We start from the raw sequence: 20671 nt of genomic DNA, 5'->3' as shown, positions 1-20671 counted from the left end.
TCAGGCGAACAGCTCGGCCTGCGTCGCGGCGAACCACAGCCAGCCCGCGCTGTAGACGAGGGACAGGATGCCGAGGGCGATCGCCCATCCGGCCATGCGGCGGCTTTCGAGCGGACGGAAGAGGGCCACGATCGCGGTCACCACGCCGACGAGTCCGAGCAGGAACCCCCACCCGACGAAGAGCGACACGACCAGTCCGACCACGGAGAAGAACAGAGCCCACGCGGCGAGCGCCGCGCGCGGCGGGGGGTCTTCCTGGGGCGCCCACATCACGAGCGGCTCGGGATCGGGGCTCGGCCCTGTCGCGGTCACCGCGACATCGACCGGCGCGGTCGGCGCGCGGTGGAAGCCGCCCCGGTGGTGACCGGGGAGCACCGACTCCTCACCGACGGGCGCGACGTCGTCGGTCGGAGGCTCGATGCGGGGGCTGCTGCCCTCGGGCGTCGTCACGGCCGCGCCCCTCCGGGGCTTGCTTCGGGCCGCGCCCCTCCGGGGCTTGCTTCGGGCCGCGCCTCTCCGGGGCTTGCTTCGGGCCGCGCCACCTGGATCTCGGTGACCGGCAAGGTCGAATCCGCCCCGAACGCCAGGGTCGAGGGCTCGGCTCCGGAAGCGATCAGCTCCGCGGCGAGCGCGGCGATCATCGCGCCGTTGTCAGTGCAGAGCGAGAACGGCGGGATGCGCACCGCCACCCCGGCGGCCGCGGCGCGTTCGAGCGCGACCTCGCGCAGGCGCCGGTTGGCGATCACCCCGCCGCCGAGGAGAAGACGGGGCACCCCGTGGTCGCGGCAGGCGTTGAGCGCCTTCGTCACGAGCACATCGACCACCGCCTCGCGGAACGATGCGGCGATGTCGGCGCGCCCGGCGTCATCCGCCAGCATTTCGGGGTTCGCCTCGGCGAAGCGGGCGACCGCGGTCTTCAGCCCCGAGAAGGAGAAGTCGTAGCGGTGCGCCGCCATGTCGGACGCCCGCGACAGCCCGCGCGGGAACGCGATGGCCGTGGGGTCTCCGGATGCCGCGGCCCGGTCGATCTCCGGACCACCGGGGTAGGGAAGCCCCAGCACCCGCGCCACCTTGTCGAAGGCCTCGCCGGCGGCGTCGTCGACGGTCTCGCCCAGCAGTTCGACGTCGCTGGTGAGGTCGCGCACCAGCAGAAGGGACGTGTGACCTCCGCTGACGAGCAGCGCGACGGTCGGGTACTCGAGGGGACCGGCGTCGTGATCGAGGATGTCGGCGGCGATGTGCCCCACGAGGTGGTTGACGGCGTACAGGGGTTTGCCGAGCGAGACAGCGAGGCCTTTCGCCGCCCCGATCCCGACCATGAGCGCCCCGGCGAGTCCCGGGCCTGAGGTCACGGCGACCGCGTCGAGGTCGTCGAGGCCCACCTCCGCCTCGGCGAGCGCCGCCTCGATCGCGGGCTGCAGCGCCTCGAGGTGCGCGCGGGCGGCGACCTCGGGGACGACCCCGCCGTAGCGGGCGTGCTCGTCCATGCTGCTCGCGATCGTGTTCGACAGCAGGGTTCGCCCGCGGACGATCCCGATCCCGGTCTCGTCGCAGCTCGTCTCGATGCCGAGGACGAGGGGTTCGCGCCGGTTCATGCGGCACCCCCTTCCCGCGCCGCCAGCCGCAGCCGCATCACGATCGCGTCGACCCCCTCGCCCGGGTAGTAGTTGGGGCGGCGTCCGATCGCCTCGAACCCCTCCGAGGCGTAGAGGCTCTGGGCGGGGGCGTTGTCGGCGCGGACGTCGAGGAACACCTCGCTCACTCCGCGGCGAGCGGCCTCGTCGAGCAGCGCCCGGAAGATCGCGCGCCCGAGCCCGCGCCCGCGCACGCCCTCATCGAGCGCGATGGTCTGCACGTCGGCATCCTTCGATCCCGCCGGTGCGCGCAGCCCCGCGTATCCGACCAGACGACCGTCCTCTTCAGCGACCACGTACCAGGTGTGGGGGGAGGCGAGGTCGGCGCGCATGACGTCGTCCGACCACGCGTCGCCGCCGAAGGCGGCGCGCTCGAGCACCATGATCGCGCCGAGATCGTCGACGCTCGCCGGGCGGAGGCTCACGCGGTCACCTTTTTCGGGGCGCCGGGGAGGGTCACATCCGGCGAGCGGAGATAGAGCGGCTCGGATGTCGCGAGCGTGCGCCCCGCCACCAGGGCCCGGGATGCCGCAAGCGCGACCATCGCGGCAGGAACAGCGGCCACATCCCGGCGCGCCGCACCGAGCGCGGCCAGCCGGTCGTCGAGCTCGTCGCGCGGAGCGAGCAGGGGTCCGGTGGTGCGGACGGCCAAGCCGTCGTCATCCATCCCCTCGAACACCGAGTACGCGAACTCGCGCCGGCGCGCGTCGGTGACCACGGCGAAGGGCGCGGTGTCGTCGGCACCGGCGACGGCATCGGCGAGCAGCAACCCCAGCGCGGCGGCGTCGTGGCTGGGCACCGGGACGAGCGGGACGCCGCGACCCAGCGCGAAGGCGCGCGCCGTGGCGATGCCCACGCGGAGCCCGGTGAAGGGGCCGGGGCCCATGCCGACGGCGACATGCGTGAGTGCTCCCGCGGAGGCGAGCACCTGCTCGAGAAGACCGCCGATCGCCTCGGCGTGTCCGAGCGGGTTCGGGCTGTCGGCCGCGGCGAGCACGACGCCGTCGGGTTCGATCACCGCGGCCGCGGTGCCGAGAGACGTGTCGATGCCGAGAATCACCTCTCCAGGGTAGTCGGGCGAGCCGTGGCGCCCGCGGGAGCGGGGGCGCTACGGTGTGGGCAACAACGGTGTCAGCAGCAACACAGGAGAGTGTCATGGCCGCGTCTCGTCCCGTCGGAGTCACGATCGTCGCCGTCCTCGCGTGGATCTCGGGGTTCTTCAACATCCTCGGCGGCGCGCTGATCCTCATCGGCGGGGCCCTGGGGCAGGGGCCGCTGCTGCACCTCGTGCTGATCGCGATCCTCACGATCATCCTCGGGGTGATCATCATCGCGGTGAGCGTCGGGCTGCTGCGCGGCAGCCCCGGGGCGCGCCTGGTCGTCACGATCGTGTTCGTGCTGAACATCGTCAGCGCCGTGCTGCTCATCATCGGCGGCGCCGAGACGTTCTGGACGGGCTTCTTCTCCGCCCTCCCGGCGATCATCGGCCTCATCCTGCTCTACACCCGCCGCGCGAACGCGTTCTTCGGCGGCTGAGGCGCCCGCCGCGCGTCAGGGACGCCGGCTGATCGTCACGACCCGCGGCGCCTCAGCGTCGAGCTCCTCATCGGCGCGCGAGGGGCCGCCGCACATCGTGTCGGCGCCTCGTCCGCCGAGCTCGCGGTCGAGCTCGACCTCCCACCAGGTGTCGCGCAGGCCCTCGACCATTCCCCGACCCCACTCCACGACCACGACCGAGCGCTCGACATCGAGGTCGAGGTCGTCGAGCTCCAGCGCCGAGCCGAGCCGGTAGGCGTCCACGTGCACGAGCGGGGCGCCGCCGACGAGCGACGGGTGCGTCCGGGCCAGCACGAACGTCGGACTCTGCACCGGCCCGCGCACCCCGAGACCCCGGCCGATCCCCCGGGTGAGCGTGGTCTTGCCCGCTCCCAGCGCGCCGGTGAGGACGATCAGGTCGCCGGGGCGCAGCATCCGTCCCATCTCCTCGCCGAGCGCTTCCATCTCGGCCGACGAGGCGATCTCGCGTCGCCCGACGAGGGCGTCGAATCCCGTCATCCGTCCACCTGCCGGCGGGGCACGCGCGCACCGATGCGTGTGACGATCTCGTAGTTGATGGTGCCGGCGGCGACGGCCCACTCATCGGCGGCGGGAGACCCGAGCGTCGGGTCGCCGAAGAGCACGACCTCGTCGCCGATCGCGACAGGGGCATCTCCGACGTCGACGACGAACTGGTCCATGGCGATACGCCCGGCGACATCGAACCGGCGGCCGCCGATCGTGACCGGTCCCGCTCCTGACGCCTGCCGGGGTACGCCATCGGCGTACCCGAGGGGCACGAGCGCGAGGGTCGTCTCGCGGGGGGTGCGGTAGTCGTAGCCGTAGGAGACCCCCGTGCCGGCCGGCACGCGGCGCACGTTCGCAACCGCGGCGCGCAGCGTCATGGCGGGGCGGAGGCCGAGGTCAGCCGACCCGCGGTCGGCGAAGGGCGACAGACCATAGATGCCGATGCCGATGCGGACGCAGTTCAGGCGGGTCTCGGGGAGCGCGATGGCCGCGTGGGTGGCTGCGAGATGGCGGAGGGGCGGGGCAAGACCCACGGATGCCGCGGCACCGAGCGCCTCCTCGAACCGCGCGAGGGCGGCGCGGTCGTCGTCGGCGGAGGCGTTGGAGAGGTGGCTGAAGATGCCGATGACCCGCAGCTTGCCGATGCGCTCGAGGCGGGCGGCCTCGGCGAAGGCGACGCGGGCGTCGGAGGGGGTGAGGCCGTTGCGGGAGAGCCCGGTCTCGACCTTCAGATGCACCGCGACCGAACGCTCGCCCGAGGCGGCGGCCGCCGCGGCCTGCAGCTGATCGAGGGTGGAGATGCCGAGCTCGATGCCGTGCGCCGCGGCTTCGGCGAACGACGCGCCGGGCGCGTGCAGCCACGCCAGGATCGGGGCGCGGATCCCCGCGCGACGAAGAGCCAGCGCCTCGGTGACGTCGGCGACGCCGAGGCGGGTCGCCCCGCCCTCGAGCGCCGCGGTCGCGGCGCGGACCGCACCGTGACCGTAGCCGTCGGCCTTGACCACCGCGATGACCTCTGCGCCGGTGAGGCGGCGGAAGTGGCGGACGTTGTCGGCGATCGCTCCGACGTCGATGACGGCCTCGCGCATGGTGCCGGCGGGGAGCCTGGTCATCCGATCATTCCTTCGTTCCTCTCGACGATCACGTACGCCACGGCGAAGCCGGCGTCGTGCGACATCGACAGGTGCACCGACGAGATCCCGCGGTCGACGATCACGTCGGCGGTGCTTCCCGACAGGGTGAACTGGGGGCGGCCCGACGACTCATTCCACACTTCGATGTCGGTCCAGTACACGCCGTCCGAGCCGCCGAGCGCCTTGATGAGCGCTTCCTTCGCGGCGTAGCGGGCGGCGAGGGACCGGGGCTTCAACGCCCGCTCGGCGGGAGAGAAGAGGCGCTCGAGAAGGCGCGGCGTGCGGTCGAGGGTGGCTTCGAAGCGGGAGATGTCGACCAGGTCGACGCCGATGCCGGCGATCATCCGCTCTCCTCTCCCGCGGCTGTCACCCTATCAACGGCGGCGTGGTGTCGAGCGCGGGGCGGTGGCAGCCGGCGGGTGTCCCAACTCCTGCAGAATGGCGCCCGGGCGGCTCCAGGGCCCGGAATCAGACCCGTGCGGCCGATTCTGCAGGAGTTGCGGACGATCAGCGTCGGCGATCAGGCCCTGCGCTGACGCCGGAGGACCAGCATCACGCCCGCGACGAGGAGCAGGAGAGCGGTCGTTCCCGCGACGAGGAGCGGTGCGGCCTCTCCCCCGGTGGCGGGGAGCGGACCCGATGAGCCGGATGCCGCGGTCGAGCCCTCACCCCCCGCTCCCGAGCCGGGGCCATCGCCTCCACCGGTTCCCGGCAGCGGATCGACCGGCGCTTCGCCGGGCGCCGCGGTGACCTGCAGCGTCGTCCAGCCCACGGCGCCGTCGACGTCCTGAGCCACGAGCACGTGGTCGCCGAGCGTGGTGCCGGCGGGGATCACCGCGCGAACGGTGCCGTCTGCGCCCACCTGGGTCCAGGTCCCGAGCGCGGTGGGTGCCGAGTGCAGCCACAGCTGCACCCACGTGCCCGGCGCCGCGCCGCCGACCTCAACGGTGAACGGGTCGCCGATGCGCACGCTCGCCGGTGCGGTGATCGCACCCTGCAGTGCGGGGTCGAGCTGGTCGGGCATCACCGGTACCGACGGCTCGGTGGGCCGCCCGTCACCCGGCTCCTCGCCGTCACCCGGCTCTTCGCCGTCACCCGGCTCCTCGCCGTCACCCGGCTCCTCGCCGCCCCCCGGCTCCTCGCCGTCGCCCGGCCGCACGACGACCGTGCGCACCTCGGAGTCGGTGGTGGCGCCGTAGGGGTCCATCGAGGTCACGAACCAGCCGTGGGTGCCCTCCCCCGGCTCCCACGCCGCGGTCAGGTCGGTGCCGCTCTCGACATCGTCGAAGTCGGCGATCGGGCTGGTGGTGAGGATGTCGGCGCGGAACGCATCGGTGGCGAGCACCTTCTGCGCCGGCGCGATGCCGAGGGCGGTGTAGGGGATCGCGAACTCCTGGTGCTGCACCTCGAGCGTCGGATCGTCGGCGTTGTAGTCGGCGAGCGAGGGGCTGTAGGTGCGGGAGAGGATCTGCCCCGTCTGATTGTCGAAGTGCATCAGGCGGAGGTAGCCGAGGCCTCCCTCGGCGAGGCCCTGGTAGTCGAAGAGCACCTGGTAGACCTGGCGCTCGGCGACTCCGTCACCGTCGTCGTCGAACCCGTCGACCCGGGTGAACGCGTCGTGGTAGTGGCCGGAGAAGACCGTCCGCACGTTCGGGTTCGGGGCCACGACCTCGTCGTAGATGCGCTGCGGAATGGGCCCGAGACCACCCGTCGTCAGCATGTACTCGTGCAGGTTCAGCATGACCGTGCGCTCGGGATAGCGGGAGATGACGTCATTCATCCACGCGATCTCCGCATCGCCCGGACCCCATCCCATGTAGAGCATCAGGAAGTCGATGCCACCGGCGGTGATGAGATCGTAGTGCCCGCGGTTGTCGAGGTAGTCGCCGCCCCACCACGGGTTGTCGGCGAACCGCCACGCGCCGAAGAACGCGCTGAAGTTCGTGTAGTTCGCGTCGAAGGCTCCCACGTCGTGGTTGCCGGCGAGCACACCGTAGGGCAGACCCGCCTCATCGAGTGCGGCATACGCGGGATCGGCCCGCTCCCACTGCGCCATGTCCTCGGCGATGTTGACCACGTCGCCGGTGTGGAAGAGGTACTGCAGGTTCAGGTCGCTCCGCTCCGCCAGCAGGTAATCGTGGATCGCCACCTGGTGGTTGTAGAACGTCTCGTTGTAGTACTGGGTGTCCGACTCCCACGCGAAGGTGAAGTCGTACGCCGATCGAGGCGTGTCCTCAGGGTGGGCGGGCTCCACGACGGTGTCGCGGGTGGAGAGGTTCGAGCCGGCGAAGCCCTCCGAGTGCTGCACGAGCACGGTCACCGTCCCCTCGGCCGCGAAGCCGTCGACGGGCACCATCGCCTCGAGCGTGAAGGACGTCGGCGCGCCGTCGGTCGTCACTGCGCGGTCGAATTCCTGCCAGGCGCCGTCGGTCCCGAGGGCGTAGAGGAGCACCTTCGCGTCGGCGTTGGCCGACCCGTCCCACCTCACCCTCACGCGGGCGTCGTCACCGGCGTCACCGGGGACCGCCACCTCGAACAGCTGGTACGGGAAGGCGGTGTCGGATGTCTGCGTGAGCGCGCTCTCGTCGAGCCGGCCGATGGCGCTCACCTCCTCCGCGGTGAGCCCGCGCGCGCCGGTGCGGTCGGTCGACAGCGCCGTGCCGATCTCACCGGTCGTCGCCTCGATGCCGGCACCGGGCACCGTGCGGACCGCTTCCCGGAACGACACGTCCAGGCGGTCGCCGGTCGGATCGGTCGCGCGGGCGGTGAGGTCGATCGGGTCGCCGGTGTCGAACTCGGCGCCGTCCTCGGGCGAGAGGAGCTCGTTGCCGGGCTCTTCGACCGGGGTCTGGAACGTCACCGTCCGCTCGGCACGATTGCCCGCGGCATCCACCGCAGTGAAGATCACGGTGTGCGCGCCGTCGGCGAGGAGAAGCGAACCGGTGGTGTACGGAAGCTCGATGGCTCGGCCGTCGAGTGTGGCCGTGAGCGCGGACACCCCGGCTCCCGCATCGCTCGCGGCAGCGTCGATGGTGAACTCGCCCTGGTAGAGGCGCCCCTCCTCGAGGTCGGTCTCGATCTCGGGAACCGTGTTGTCGACGTTCACGGCGACCTCGACGGCGTCGTCACCGGCGCTCGCCCGGACGCGGTGGGCGCCGTCGGCGGCGGCCGTGGTCTCCCACAGGTGACCCACGGCCGTGCGCGCGTCGCCGGGGAGAGCGAAGCCGGCCTCGAAGACGTCCAGACGCCCCTGGCTGTCGCCCATCGGCACGATCGCGGTCGGGTCGGTGTATCCCTCGGGGGCGAGGGTGCGCCCGTCGGGGAGGATCAGGCGGATTCCGCGAATCGTGAAGTCGTCGTTGTTCTCGTTCGGGTCACGGTCGGTCTTGGCCTTGGTCCCTGCCCAGACGCCGAGGTCGACGCGTTCTCCGGTGAGGTACGACACCGGGACGGGCACCGTGATGGTGGCCCAGTCGGCGTAGGTGCCGCGGTCGAAGACGTGCAGCACCTCATCGCCGATACGCACGCCATTGCGGAACAGGGCGTCGGTGCCGCTCGCCTCGAAGGCGAAGACCGCCGGGTTCTCCAGGCGCGGGGTCGTTTCGACCTCGACGCCGTCGATCGACAGACGGATGTCGGAGGGGAAGGTGTTGCCGCCCGCGACGATCTCGGTCGCACCCGACACCCACTGGCCCTCCTGCAGCTGCAGCCGCACCGGCGAGGAGTCGGCACCGGCCACTGCGACGCGCCGGACGTCGGTGACGGTCTCGTTCGCGCCGTCCCTGGCGATCACGCGGTACTCGAACCACGTCTTGCCGGTGAGGTCGACGGCGGGGATCGCATGGCGGTAGGTCACGCCGTCGGCGCCCGCGAGCAGGGTGTGACGCAGCGGCGCGGCGTCGAGGTTGCTCGCGACCTCGATCTCCACCGTCCGCACCTGCCGATCGTCGGTCACCGTCATCTGCAGCGGGAAGTCCGCGCCGGGGGTGATCTCAGGCGCGGTGGCGTCGGTGACGGCCGGGGCCGCGGCATCCATCGGGGTGACCATCAGCCCACCGGGCACCTGCTCCCGGTAGATCGCACCGGGGGTCGCGGGCGCCGTGCCGAGCTTCTTCTGCACCAGGAGGTCGTCGGGGTTCACCGCGTACTGCACCGGCTGGTCGGCGGTGACGTCGTCGACGCCACCGAGGTTGTAGTAGGCGCGGTTCATCGCGAAGCCGGTGTTCGTGACGATCTCGAGACCTCGCGGCGAACCGTTCGCCATGCCGCCGCTGGCGATCTCGAACAGGTCTTGCCCGGCGACGAGGGCGCTGCCGAAGTGCCTGTTGAAGTCGTCGGCGGTGAGGGCGTCGTTGGCGCCGTTCTTGATCCAAAACACCAGGGTGGCGCCGGGGGCGACGACGGAGTCGCGCACGGTGGCGGGCCACAGCACGGTGTTGGAGTTGGTGAGGTCCTCGAGCGGGTAGAGGTATTTCAGTGTGAAGTCTCGGAACGCGATGGGTTCGGTGGTGGCGTTGTAGATCTCGATGAACTCGTACCCGTCGGCACCTGCGACGTTGGCGGTGTCGGGGGCGATCTCGGTGATCTGCAGCGGTGCAGTCACCAGCTGCGGGTCGGCGACCGGAACGAACGGCGCGGGCACGAAGGCCGCCGGATCCACGACGCCCGGGGTCGGTGCGGCGAGAGCGCGGAGCACGGTCATCTGGGTGGCGGTCGACGCCTCGGGGAGCCGGTAGTCCACGCCGAGTCCGGCGCCGACCTCGTCGGCCCGGTAGCGGGCGGCGGAGATCTCGACCGGGTCGGCGCCGTCCGGAGCCGGGGCGAGAAGACGGATGCCGCGCTCGGCGCTGTTGGCGAAGCCGGCCTGTCCCGCGAGGGGGACGACGACGACATCATCACCGGCGCCGTAGAACGCCCGGAAGTCCGCGGCGGTCAGCCCGTCGGTGTTTGGCGCGTACTGGAGCCACAGCACCGCGACACCGTTCGCGGGGATGATCGATCCGGCCGGTACCGTGAGGTCTTTCTGGCCGGACAGGAAGTCGTAGCTGATGCGGACGTCCGCGCCGAGATCCATCGCGCGATCGGTGGTGTTGGCGATCTCGATGTACTCGAACCGGTCGGTGCCGGTGGTGTCGGGCGCGAACTCGGTGATCAGCAGATCGCGGGCCGTCAGCGGTGCAGCGGGTGCGGTCTCGGTGGGGCCGGGGGTCGGTTCGCCCGTCGGCTCCGGCGTCGGTTCGTTCGTCGGCTCCGGCGTCGGTTCTGCTTCCGCGAGCCGGCCGGGGGTCGCGGGCGCGAGGGTGGCGAGGGGCAGGGCGCTCGTCCCCGACTGCGGCGGCCCGAACGTTGCGGCGAGGTCGGCGCCGAAGGCGCCTGCCGCGGCGAAGGAGTGGCTCATCTCCGTGCCCGCCGCGGTGACGCGGATGCCGCGGGAGCCGCCGTTGGCGATGCCGGGCTGTCCTTCGACCCGGACGACGTCGTAGTCGGTCTCGGGCTGCGTGGCGGCGAAATGCGCCCGGAAGTCGTCGACCGATCGGGCGAAGCTGTCGACGCTCCCCGAGGTGTAGCTGAGCCACAGGGCCACCGTCGCGCCCGGGGCGATGACGGTGCCCGCCGGGGTGGTGAGCACGACATCCCGCGCGGTGTCCGACCCGTCGGCATAGGTGTAGGCGAAGTCGATGCTCTCAGCGTCGAGGTCGATCGCCCGATCGGTGGTGTTGCGCACTTCGAAGAATTCGAAGTGATCGGCGCCGACGTTGTCGGCGACGATCTCGGTCACCACGAGAGCGGGTGACGGCAGGGATTCCGCGGCGGCGACAGGCGTCGCGAGAGCCACGGAAGAGGCGGCGAGGACGGGGACGAGGACAAGCGCGGGCAGGGAACGGCGTCGGCGAGGCATGGATCACTTTCGAGTTGAGGCCCCCGTCGTCAGAGGGCCTCGGCCACGCTAGGGATGCCGCACAGCGCCACGGGTCGCACCGGTGAACGGCTGCTGAACGGGGCGGAAAAGCTTTCCCCGTCAGTCCGCGGCGTACCCCGAACGCTCGAACCCGCCCGCATAGGCGAGGATCCGCGAGAGCACGAATGCCCCTGAGTACTGCGCGATCGCCTGGAACTTGTCGGCGACATCGCCCTCGCGGGCGACCCCGGCCTGTTCGTAGGCTCCCGCGATCAGCACCGGTGACGTGCCCTCGGCGGTGAGGATGCCCGCTCCGCGGGCGGTCTGCGTGCGACCGAGATCGAGCGCGGAGGTGAGGATCGTCTCAGAGGACACGCCCACGACCTGCAGGTTGTCGTCGAGGACGCCGTTGTTGTAGTACTTCTCGATCAGCACCGCGTTGCGGGCGTAGTTGACATAGCCGTAGCCCATAGCCGCGTAGGGAGCGTTGCTTCCCTCACCGAGGTACTGCTCGATCGACGCGACCGACTGCTGCGCGGTGTAGGACAGCGCGACGTCGGTATCGACGGCCGACAGGGCAGTACGGAAGACATCGTTCGACTCCCCCCGCGACTCGGCGATCGGCTGGATGACACCCGACTCGAATGCCGCCCAGTCGGCGTCGGCCGCGCGACGGAAGAACGAGGCGATGGCATCGAGGTCGGCACCCTCGGCGATCGGGGTGCCGCCGTTGTCGCGGCCGATGTCGAAGACCGCCTGGGCGAAGGCGAGGTTGCCGCGGGCGAGGTCGTAGTAGATCAGCGGCGTCAGGGCGTCGGTGAGCAGTTGCTCGAAGTCGGTGTAGCCGGCCGCGGCGATCGTGTCGGCGATCCGCTGCAGGCTCGCGGTGGCGTACTGCAGCAGGGTGTAGGCGTCGAAGGCGTTGCCGTAGGCGGTGACGAGGGCCTCGGCATCGGCGAGGGTCTCGGGCTCGTAGGTGCTGAGCTGATCGAGGAACGCGGTGAACTCGCCCTCGGCGCTGGCCGCGCCGTCCAGACGCGCACCGATGGCGTTGCCGCCCGAGGTGAGGAGGTCCTGCACGGTGCGGAAGGTCGACGCCGTGGCCTGCATGACCGCAGCCGCCTGGGATGCCTCGAAGAACGCCCCGCCCTGCAGCGCCTGCACCTGCAGCTGACGGGCACGGTCGGCGTACGCCGCCGCCTCGGCAGGAATGGTGCCGGCGGCCTGCTGGACGACCGGATCGAGGGCGGCGAACTCCGCCAGAGCCCGGTCGTACGTGGCGAGCATGGCGTCGCCGGCGCTCTGGAACTTCGTGTATGCCGCGTCCGGGATGGCCGGCGCCGCGTCGTCCGCGGGCCTTGGCAGTTCCTCGCCGGTCAGCAGCGGATAGGCGTCGTAGACGTCGGCGACCTCGACGACCTCCACGCCGCCGCTGCGTCCGAGCGAGCCCACGTCGACGAGGTTTCCGGCGGCATCGGGCACGTTGCGCTGTCCAGCGGGGATCAGGACGGTGGAGATCGTGCCCTCGTCGATGACGCCCTGCACCTTCTCGGGGATGCCGCCGACGGTGCCGACGGTCCCCATCGGGTTGATGGTGCCGGTCATGGTCGCGTCGTCGGCGATGTCGTCGCCGTAGTAGAGCGACAGGATGCCGATGGTCGTGAGCGCCCCGGCGCTGGGCCCGTCGATGCGCCCGTCGAAGGCGAAGCGGTAGGACACGTCGAGCGGTGCACCGGTGAGGAGGGTGGCGACCGACACGGCGTTCCACGACGCCGCCTGGGTCATGTCGCCCACACCCGAGACCTCGTCTTCGGAGATGTCGATGCTGAGCTCGCCGTCGTCGGACGGGCCGACCGAGATGCGCTGCGTCGCGACGCCACCGGTGTCGCCGGCGGCGTAGAGCACCTGCAGCTCGGTCTCTGATGCCGCGAAGCCGCCGGCGCCCCCGCCGCCACCGGTCGCGCTGTCGACGATGGCGTCGGAGATAAACGTGCAACCGGATGCCGCGAGCACGGCGGTCAGTGCGACGGTGGCCAGAATCCCTCGCGCGGCGCGCGACCCAGAGCGGACGATCACCCGGCCGAGCCTAGTGATATACCGGTTTAGGCCGGAGGGGCTGTGGATTAATGTTCCGTGAAAATCCTACTCGACCGTGACCGACTTGGCGAGGTTGCGCGGCTGGTCGACGTCGAGGCCCTTCGCCGTGGCGAGGCCCATCGCGAAGATGTGCAGCGGCACGACGGCGAGGAGCGGCTCGAAAAGCGGGCCGGCGAGCGGGATGCGCAGCACCTCGTCTGCGGAGGGCAGCACCGCGACATCCCCCTCTTCGGCGATCGCGATCACGCGCGCACCGCGGGCCTTGATCTCCTCGATGTTCGACACGACCTTCGGGTGCAGCACCGCCGACCCGCGCGGCGACGGCACGATGACGAACACCGGCTGTCCCGGCTCGATGAGCGCGATCGGACCGTGCTTGAGCTCGCCGGCGGCGAAGCCCTCGGCGTGGATGTACGAGATCTCCTTGAGCTTGAGCGCACCCTCGAGGGCGATGGGGTACCCGACGTGGCGGCCGAGGAAGAGCACCGATCGGGTGTCACCCATCCAGTGCGCGAGCTGCTCGATGCGCTCCTGCTCGGTGGCGAGGATGTGCGCGATCTTCTCGGGCACGGACTCGAGCTCGTGGGCCTGCTCGGCGATCTCGGCGGCGCTCAGCGTGCCACGCAGGCCCGCGATGTGGAGGGCCAGGAGGTACAGCGCCGTGATCTGCGCGACGAACGCCTTCGTCGAGGCGACGGCGACCTCGGGACCGGCGTGGGTGTAGACGATCGCGTCCGACTCGCGGGGGATGGTCGCGCCCTGCGTGTTGCAGATCGACACGGTCTTCGCCCCCTGCTCGCGGGCGTACTTGACCGCCATGAGCGTGTCCATCGTCTCGCCCGACTGGCTGATCGAGACCACGAGCGTGTCGGGGGTCAGCACCGGGTCGCGGTACCGGAACTCATGCGCGAGCTCGACGTCGACCGGCACCCGCGCCCACTGCTCGAGGGCGTACTTGCCCGTCATCCCCGCGTAGGCGGCGGTGCCGCAGGCGATCACGATGATGCGAGAGATGCCGGTGAAGAGGTCGTCGAGTCCGTCGAGCTCGGGGATGGTGACGGCGCCGTCACGGATGCGACCGCGCAGCGTGTTCGCGACGGCCTCGGGCTCCTCGGAGACCTCTTTGGCCATGAACGACGACCAGCCGCCCTTGTCGGCGGCCGAGGCGTCCCAGGTCACTTCGAACCGCTCGACCTCGACCGGGTTGCCGTCGAAGTCGGTGACCTCGACGCCCTCGGGCGTGATGGCGACGATCTCGTCCTGCCCGATCGCGAGGGCGTCGCGGGTGTGCTCGACGAAGGCAGCGACGTCGGAGGCGAGGAAGTTCTCCCCCTCGCCGAGGCCGATCACGAGCGGCGAGTTGCGGCGCGCACCGACCACGAGTCCCGGCTGGTCGCGGTGCATCGCGAGCAGCGTGAAGGCGCCCTCCAGGCGGGCGGCGACGTCGCGGAACGCGGCGACCAGGTCGCCCCCGCGTGCGCGGTACGCACGACCGAGGAGCACGGCGGCGACCTCGGTGTCGGTCTCGCTCTTGAAGGTGAAGCCCTCGGCGAGCAGCTCGGACTTCAGGGCGGCGTAGTTCTCGATGATGCCGTTGTGGATGACGGCGAGCCTGTCGTCGTCCGCCAGGTGCGGGTGCGCGTTGTCGTCGGTGGGTCCGCCGTGGGTCGCCCAGCGGGTGTGCCCGATGCCGGTGGTGCCGTCGGCGAGGGGGTGGATCTTCAGGTCGTCGCGGAGGATGCCGAGCTTGCCGGCGCGCTTGCGCATACCCAGATCTCCGCCACCGTCGATGACCGCGATGCCGGCGGAGTCGTATCCGCGGTACTCGAGACGGGCGAGGCCCGAGAGGAGGATGGCCTGGCTCTGACGCGGGCCCACGTATCCGACGATTCCACACATGGGCTCCATCGTACGAGCCGGGGTATGTGAGGCCTCTGAACGAATCCGTGTGGAAGAAGCGGGAAAACAGGGGGCCTGACAGGGGGTTTATCCCCCTTGCCATTCATGGAACCGCGGTCGTATGCTTCCCGCACCCCCGCTCGGAACCCGATCCGACGAGGGAATACCGAACAGCTCTGGGAAGCCTCCATCACTGGGGTTTCGCTGACTCGCGCACGGTGGCTCATGCCGCCGCATGCGTGGCTTCGCGGGCATGGTGAAGCCTTCCCCGAGGGAGGTGATGCCGCGCCGTCGTGCGCTCAACGGGGTGTGCGCGTGCGCACGCCATGCGACTGGGGAGAAGCAGTCCGTCCTCGCTTTTGTGTGTCGCCGTGCCCGACGGTGACGCCCTCGCCATACAGCCCTGCTCGCCGACCTTCCGTTTGCCGAACCGGAGAGAGCAGGACCCGTGAGTATTCACACCCTGAGCGTCGTCATCCCGACGCTCAACGAAGCCAGAAACATCGAACACGTCTTGGGGCTCCTCCCCGACACCGTCGACGAAGTCATCCTTGTCGACGGCGGATCGACGGACGCCACGGTCGCCATCGCCCGTGAGGCACGACCCGGCATTCGCGTCCTCGGTCAGACCCGGCCGGGAAAGGGCAGCGCGCTGGTCACCGGCATCCTCGCCGCCACCGGCGCCGAGATCGTCACCATCGACGCCGACGGCTCGATGGACCCGCGCGAGATCGATCGCTTCGTCGCCCCCCTGCATGCCGGCGCCGACTACGTCCGGGGCAGCCGTTTCTCCCCCGGTGGCGGAAGCGCGGACATCACGGCCGTGCGGTTCATCGGCAACAAGATGCTCAACGCTCTGGCGAACCTGTTGTTCGGAACCAGCCACAGCGACCTCTGCTACGGCTTCAATGCGATGACCCGCGAGGCCGCGTGGGCGCTGCACCTCCCCGATCCGGCCGACGGCACACGTCTGCGGCACTGGGGAGACGGGTTCGAGATCGAAACGCTCATGCACGTCCGTGCGGCGAAAGCGAACCTTCGCGTGGTGGAGGTGCCGAGTTTCGAGGCATCCCGCCGCTTCGGCGAAAGCAACCTCTCCGCTGTCCGCGACGGACTGAGGTGTCTCCGCACGCTGCTGTTCGAGCGCTTCGTCGGCGCCTCGTTCGCCTCGGTCGTCGGCACCGAGAGGCGCACCCGCGCGAAGGTGACCGCCGAACTCGCAGGTGAAGGCGAATGAGGCACTCCCATGCCCCCGCCGACCCGCACCGCGGTGGTCATCTGCTGCTTCACACCACAGCGCCTCGATGACCTGCGCGCCGCTCGCGCCTCCCTTTCCCACCAGACCATGCTGCCGGCGCTCGTCATCGTCGTGGTCGATCACCACGACGACCTCTTCGCCCTGCTCAGCGCTGAGCTCGAGGCCGACACCGTCGTCGTCCGCAACTCGGGGCGCCAGGGGTTGTCCGATGCACGGAACACCGGCCTGCGAGCCGCCGCCGACGCCGACGCCGACGCCGACATCGTGATGTTCCTCGACGACGACGCCGTCGCGGAGACCACGTGGGTGGAACGGATGACCGCGCCGTTCGCCGCCCCGGATGTCGTCGGCGTGAGCGGGTTCGCTGTCCCGGTGTGGGATGCTCCGGGGCGCCCCGGGTGGTTTCCCGACGAGTTCCTCTGGGTGGTCGGCTGCAGCCACCGGGGGCTCCCGGACGACGGCGGAGCGGTTCGCAACCCCGTCGGCTGCGCGATGGCCTTCCGCGCGAAGGCGCTCTCCCTCGCGGGGGGATTCGTCACCGAGCTGGGTCGGGTCGGGTCGTCGACGGCCGGTTGCGAGGAGACGGAGGTCTCGCTGCGGCTGACCGCGCAGGCATCCGGCTCCGTCATCGTGCTCGCCCGGAGCGCCCGGGTACACCACCGCGTCACCGCCCACCGTCAGCGCCTGGACTACTTCCTGCGGCGTTGCCGCGGCGAGGGGCGCAGCAAAGCGGCCGTGTCGCGCCGGCACCCGGGCGCGGCGACGCTGCGCACCGAACGGCGATTCGTCGTCGTGACCCTTCTCGACGCGACGATCCGGGCCCTTGGCGAGGGGCTGACGCATCTCCGGCCCGCCGCCTTCGCCCGCGCCGGCGTCATCGTCATCGGGCTCGCCGCAACCGTCGTCGGGTATGTCGACGCTCGCATCCGGCCGGAACGCCGGCCTCTCACGACGCCGACCGCGATGTCGCATGCCCACCGGTACCGGGCGGGAGCGGCCGGATGATCGCCACGCACCGCACGACCAGCGAGCGCCGCGGGCTCTCGGCGCTGCTCGCCCGCGAGTGGGCCGATCCTGCGCTGCGCGGGAGCCACCTGATGCTCGTCAACACCGTGGTCACCGCGGCGCTGGGCTTCGCCTTCTGGGTCGTCGCCGCGCGCCTCCTGCCGGTGGAGGCGGTGGGGACGGGAACGGCCACGGTCGCCATCGTGTTGACGATCGCCGGCCTCGGCCAGATGAATCTCTACCAGTCGGCCGGCGTTCTCCTCGCCCGCGCGTCGGGAGACGGCCGCACCGCGGCGTTCGGCCTGTGGGCTCTCGCCGCGGGCGCGACGCTCGCCGTCGGAACGGTGGTGAGTGCGGTCATCGTGACGGTGGACGCCCTCGCGGCTCGCACGGCGATCGTTCCCGCGACGCTCCCCCTCCTCGTGACCTGCGCGGTGGCGTGGACGACGTTCGCGGTCAAGGACGCCCTCCTCATCGCCCGCCGTCGCACGGCACTCGTCCCCGTACTCAACGGCGGATACGCCGTGCTGAAGATCGCTGTGCTCGTCGGCGCGGTCGCTCTGCTGCCCGCCACGGCACGACCCGGCGACGTCCCGAGCGGCGACGCCATCGTTCTCGCGACCTTCGTGCCCGTCGTCCTCGTGGTACCCGTGGCGGCCCTCGTGATCGCCCTCCCCCGCATCGCCGCGCCCCGGGCGCCGGACATCGCTGTCGGCACTCGCCGTGGCCAGGATGCGCGCTTCCTCGCGACGGACTACATCGGGGTCGTCGCGCTGCAGTCATGCACGACGCTTCTGCCTTACATCGTCTTCGCCTGGTCGGGGGCCGAGATGGCCGGCGTCTTCGCGGCGGCGTGGGCGATCGTGCTCGTGCTGGACACCCTCGCCCACAATGCCGCAGTTCCACTCGCGACCGAGCTGGCCCGCACCCCGGAGCGCGCAGACGAGCTGTCGCGCCGGGTGACCCTCCGCACCCTCGTCGTCGTCGCCGTCGGCGCCACCGCCCTGGCGGTGTTCGCCCAACCGATCCTCGCCCTCCTCGGTCCGACCTACGCCGTGCAGGGCACACCGGTGCTGCAGGTCTTCGCCGCGGCATCCCTCCTTCGCGCGATCCTCATCCTGCGCCTGGCGAGGCTTCGCGCCGCACGGCGCACCGGGCGCATCGCTCTGGTCGAGGTCATCCACGCAGCGGCGGTCCTCGGGATCGCCGCCTGGACCGTGCCGGGCGCCGGCGCGCTGGGCATGGCCTTCGCGTGGGCGGCGGGACAGCTGGTCGCCCTCGCCGCGGTGCTCCTTCTCTCCGGAAGTCGCCGCACAACGACCCGGGCGGTGACCCATGGTCCTTGAGTCTTCGCGCGACACCTCGCCTTCCCGCGCCCGGACGACGTCTGCGGGGTCTCCATCGTCCGCGCCGGAAGAACGCCCCCGCGGGCCCCGCGGTGCGCTCATGCGGCGACCGCTGCTGTTCACCACCGCGGCCCTCACGGTGACGGCGCTCCATTTCGCCGTGGTGACGGTGTGGCCCGCTTCGCTCCTGGTCACCGTCCTGTGCCTCGTCGGCGCTTTCGTCTTCGTGCTCCGCCTGCCCGAGGAGCATCCGTGGACGCTCGGGCTCCTGGCGGGCGCCTTCGCCGTCGTCGTGCACGGCACGATGATCGTGCTCGAGCAGCTCGCCCGCTTTCCCACCGCGTGGTTGCACGCCGGGTACACCGCACACGTCATGGAGCATCACGACGTGCTCCCGAGCCTGGGCGCACGCTTCAGCTGGCCGGCGTTCTTCGTCGTCACCGCGTCGGCATTCTCGCCCGCCGGCGATTCCGTGCCCGAGCCGGTGCTGAGGTTCGCCCCGCTGTTCTTCGTGCTGGCGATGCTTCCTGCGATCCTCGTCATCGCCCGGCGCTGCGTGGTCGTATGGCGCGGATCTTGGCGGGCTCCCTGGCTCGCGGTGTGGTTCTTCCCCCTCATCGACTGGTTCGGACAGGACTACTTCGCGCCGCAGTCGCTGGCGCTCCTCCTGGGGCTGTCGATCATCGCGATCGTGCTGACCCTGTCTGATCGACCACCGACGCTGTGGACGACGCGCGACGGGGTGCTCCGGCGCGGCGGGCTGCTGTGGCCCCGCCGACCCGGAATCCGGGACGCCGCTCTCGTGCGCGCGCGCATCCCGGATGCACTGCTGCTGGTCGGATCGGTCGTGGTGCTCTGCGCCGCAGTGGCGATGACCCATCAGCTGACACCGTTCGTGATCACTGTCCAGCTGGCCGTGCTGTGGTACGCGGGACGCCTCCCGTGGATGCTGCCGGCGTGGATCGTGGGGGTCACCGCCCTCGTCTGGGTCTCGTGGGGAGCATCGGATTTCTGGATCCCGTTCATCGCCGACGTCTTCGGCGGAGTCGGCGACCCCGTGGGCAATCTGTCGGCAGGGATCGTCGAGCGCACCGGCGGCTCCGCCGAGCACCAGGCGGTCGTCGCGGTACGACTGGGCTTCACGCTCGCCGTCGTCCTCGCCGCCGCCGGCGGTGTCATCGCGGAATACGTCCGCGATCGACGCATCGAGCTGTCGCTGCCGCTCCTGGCCGCCGCCCCGGGCTTCCTCCTGTTCGCCCAGAGTTACGGCGGCGAGGGGGTGCTGCGCGTGATGGTCTTCGCGACGCCGTTCCTCGCCATGCTCGTCACCAAGCTCTTCATCACCCGGCGCGGACTCGGTCGCGCCGCGGCGGCGGCCGTCGTCATCGTCAGCGTCGCCTGCGTGCCGCCGTTCCTCGTCGCCCGCTACGGGAACGAGCCGTTCGAGCGCGTGAGGGCCGACGAGATCGCGCTGGCCGGATGCCTCTACGACCGCGCCCCGGCAGGGTCGACGATCCTGTCGGTGAGCCCTCACCTCGCATGGCAGTTCCGCGACATCGCCGACCACCTGCATCTCTCGGCCAACGAGCGTGCCTTCGACGCCGAGACCGCCGACGATCTGAGAGCCCGGCTCGAGCAGACCCCCCGACCGAGATATCTCATCGTCACCGAGCCTCAGCTGCAGTTCGTCGTGCGCTCTCTGGGCGCCCCGGCCACCTGGCCGACGGCTCTGCAGCGCGAGCTGGCCGCGGATCCCGCAATGACCGTGGTGTGCGAGAACTCCGGCGGAGTCGTGTACCGCGTTGGGGGTGCCGGATGATCCGCGAACTGGCCACCGTGTTCCTGCTCGCCTGGGCCCTCGGCGCCGTCGTCCTCTCCGCGAGCGGAGCCGAGGGAGCCGGCCCCATGCTCGTGGTCGCGCCCTTCACCCTCTTCGGTGCAGGGATGGCCGTCGCCCTCGCGCTGCCCGGCGATCGCCCCGCCGCACAGACGCTCGTGCTCGTGGTGGCGCTGGGCCTCGGGACGGCGACTGTCATCGCGCAGGCGCTCCTTCTGGTGGGCCTGTTCCACCCGGCGCTCGTCGTCGGAGTCGTCGCCGTCGTCGCGGCGGCCGCGCTGGCAGTGCGGGAGGTGTCGCGTTGAGCGAATTCCTCCTCTCCCCTGCCCTCCTCGCCGCGAGCATCTCGGCGGTGGTGCTCGCGATAATCAGCTGGACGGTCAGCGTCGTCGGGCTCTTCTCCGCACGCACGCGCGTGGCGCTGCGCATCGTCGCCGGGGCGGCGATCCTCCTGGCCCTCGTCGTCATCGCGGCCCGCTTCGTGGTGCTGGGAGGCTGA

17 protein-coding genes are annotated in these 20671 nt (G+C 71.0%); 7 read left to right on the top strand and 10 right to left on the bottom strand.

The window, feature by feature from the left end; genetic code table 11:
- From V6S02_RS01700 to tsaB, 4 genes are read right to left on the bottom strand one after another with little or no spacing between them, the layout of a single operon-like run.
- A complete protein-coding gene (locus tag V6S02_RS01700; RefSeq protein WP_124294195.1) occupies nt 1-450 on the bottom strand; it encodes a hypothetical protein in 450 nt (149 codons plus the stop codon).
- Nucleotides 447-1595: a tRNA (adenosine(37)-N6)-threonylcarbamoyltransferase complex transferase subunit TsaD gene (gene tsaD / locus V6S02_RS01695; RefSeq protein ID WP_336399622.1), complete on the bottom strand. Its 1149-nt coding sequence runs from the start codon at nt 1593-1595 to the stop codon at nt 447-449. The genes V6S02_RS01700 and tsaD overlap by 4 nt, the downstream gene beginning before the upstream one ends.
- On the bottom strand, nt 1592-2059 hold the full coding sequence (gene rimI, locus V6S02_RS01690) for a ribosomal protein S18-alanine N-acetyltransferase (protein ID WP_336399621.1): 468 nt from the start codon (nt 2057-2059) through the stop codon (nt 1592-1594). The genes tsaD and rimI overlap by 4 nt, the downstream gene beginning before the upstream one ends.
- Complete coding sequence (tsaB, locus tag V6S02_RS01685; RefSeq protein ID WP_336399619.1) at nt 2056-2694, bottom strand: tRNA (adenosine(37)-N6)-threonylcarbamoyltransferase complex dimerization subunit type 1 TsaB; 639 nt, start codon at nt 2692-2694, stop codon at nt 2056-2058. Before tsaB ends, rimI begins: the two co-directional genes overlap by 4 nt.
- Nucleotides 2695-2789: 95 nt before the next feature.
- On the opposite strand from tsaB, the gene V6S02_RS01680 reads away from it, so the two are divergent.
- Nucleotides 2790-3170, top strand: coding sequence for a hypothetical protein (locus V6S02_RS01680; RefSeq protein ID WP_124294199.1), 381 nt, complete (start codon nt 2790-2792; stop codon nt 3168-3170).
- 15 nt (nt 3171-3185) lie between these two features.
- On the opposite strand, the gene tsaE is transcribed toward V6S02_RS01680, so the two are convergent.
- The 6 genes from tsaE to glmS all read right to left on the bottom strand — a co-directional run bounded on the left by tsaE (nt 3186) and on the right by glmS (nt 14726).
- Nucleotides 3186-3689 carry a tRNA (adenosine(37)-N6)-threonylcarbamoyltransferase complex ATPase subunit type 1 TsaE gene (tsaE, locus tag V6S02_RS01675; protein WP_336399618.1) on the bottom strand — a complete coding sequence of 168 codons (504 nt, stop codon included), beginning with the start codon at nt 3687-3689 and terminating at the stop codon, nt 3186-3188.
- Entirely contained in the window at nt 3686-4810 is a 1125-nt protein-coding gene (gene alr, locus V6S02_RS01670) for an alanine racemase (RefSeq protein ID WP_336399617.1), read from the bottom strand. The genes tsaE and alr overlap by 4 nt, the downstream gene beginning before the upstream one ends.
- Complete coding sequence (locus tag V6S02_RS01665) at nt 4807-5175, bottom strand: holo-ACP synthase (RefSeq protein ID WP_336399616.1); 369 nt, start codon at nt 5173-5175, stop codon at nt 4807-4809. The genes alr and V6S02_RS01665 overlap by 4 nt, the downstream gene beginning before the upstream one ends.
- 176 nt (nt 5176-5351) lie before the next feature.
- Entirely contained in the window at nt 5352-10730 is a 5379-nt protein-coding gene (locus V6S02_RS01660) for a cell wall protein (RefSeq protein ID WP_336399615.1), read from the bottom strand.
- A gap of 120 nt (nt 10731-10850) precedes the next feature.
- Nucleotides 10851-12806: a S16 family serine protease gene (locus V6S02_RS01655; RefSeq protein WP_336399614.1), complete on the bottom strand. Its 1956-nt coding sequence runs from the start codon at nt 12804-12806 to the stop codon at nt 10851-10853.
- Between the two features lie 66 nt (nt 12807-12872).
- Nucleotides 12873-14726, bottom strand: a complete 1854-nt coding sequence (gene glmS / locus V6S02_RS01650; protein WP_336399613.1) for a glutamine--fructose-6-phosphate transaminase (isomerizing) — start codon at nt 14724-14726, stop codon at nt 12873-12875.
- A gap of 448 nt (nt 14727-15174) precedes the next feature.
- On the opposite strand from glmS, the gene V6S02_RS01645 reads away from it, so the two are divergent.
- The 6 genes from V6S02_RS01645 (at nt 15175) to V6S02_RS01620 (ending at nt 20671) form a co-directional block, all read left to right on the top strand.
- The gene (locus V6S02_RS01645) at nt 15175-15963 is read left to right on the top strand and encodes a glycosyltransferase family 2 protein (protein ID WP_336399612.1); all 789 of its coding nucleotides are present in this window, start codon (nt 15175-15177) and stop codon (nt 15961-15963) included.
- A 9-nt stretch (nt 15964-15972) separates the two neighbouring features.
- Nucleotides 15973-16989: a glycosyltransferase family 2 protein gene (locus tag V6S02_RS01640; RefSeq protein ID WP_336399611.1), complete on the top strand. Its 1017-nt coding sequence runs from the start codon at nt 15973-15975 to the stop codon at nt 16987-16989.
- On the top strand, nt 16986-18335 hold the full coding sequence (locus V6S02_RS01635) for a lipopolysaccharide biosynthesis protein (RefSeq protein WP_336399610.1): 1350 nt from the start codon (nt 16986-16988) through the stop codon (nt 18333-18335). Before V6S02_RS01640 ends, V6S02_RS01635 begins: the two co-directional genes overlap by 4 nt.
- 100 nt (nt 18336-18435) lie before the next feature.
- Nucleotides 18436-20154 carry a hypothetical protein gene (locus tag V6S02_RS01630; protein WP_336399609.1) on the top strand — a complete coding sequence of 573 codons (1719 nt, stop codon included), beginning with the start codon at nt 18436-18438 and terminating at the stop codon, nt 20152-20154.
- Nucleotides 20151-20477, top strand: a complete 327-nt coding sequence (locus tag V6S02_RS01625) for a hypothetical protein (protein WP_336399607.1) — start codon at nt 20151-20153, stop codon at nt 20475-20477. Before V6S02_RS01630 ends, V6S02_RS01625 begins: the two co-directional genes overlap by 4 nt.
- On the top strand, nt 20474-20671 hold the full coding sequence (locus V6S02_RS01620; RefSeq protein ID WP_124294210.1) for a hypothetical protein: 198 nt from the start codon (nt 20474-20476) through the stop codon (nt 20669-20671). The genes V6S02_RS01625 and V6S02_RS01620 overlap by 4 nt, the downstream gene beginning before the upstream one ends.

The sequence above is a fragment of the Microbacterium sp. CCNWLW134 genome (genome assembly GCF_037083565.1).
Lineage (GTDB): Bacteria > Actinomycetota > Actinomycetes > Actinomycetales > Microbacteriaceae > Microbacterium.
This window is presented reverse-complemented; position numbering and strand designations above follow the sequence as displayed.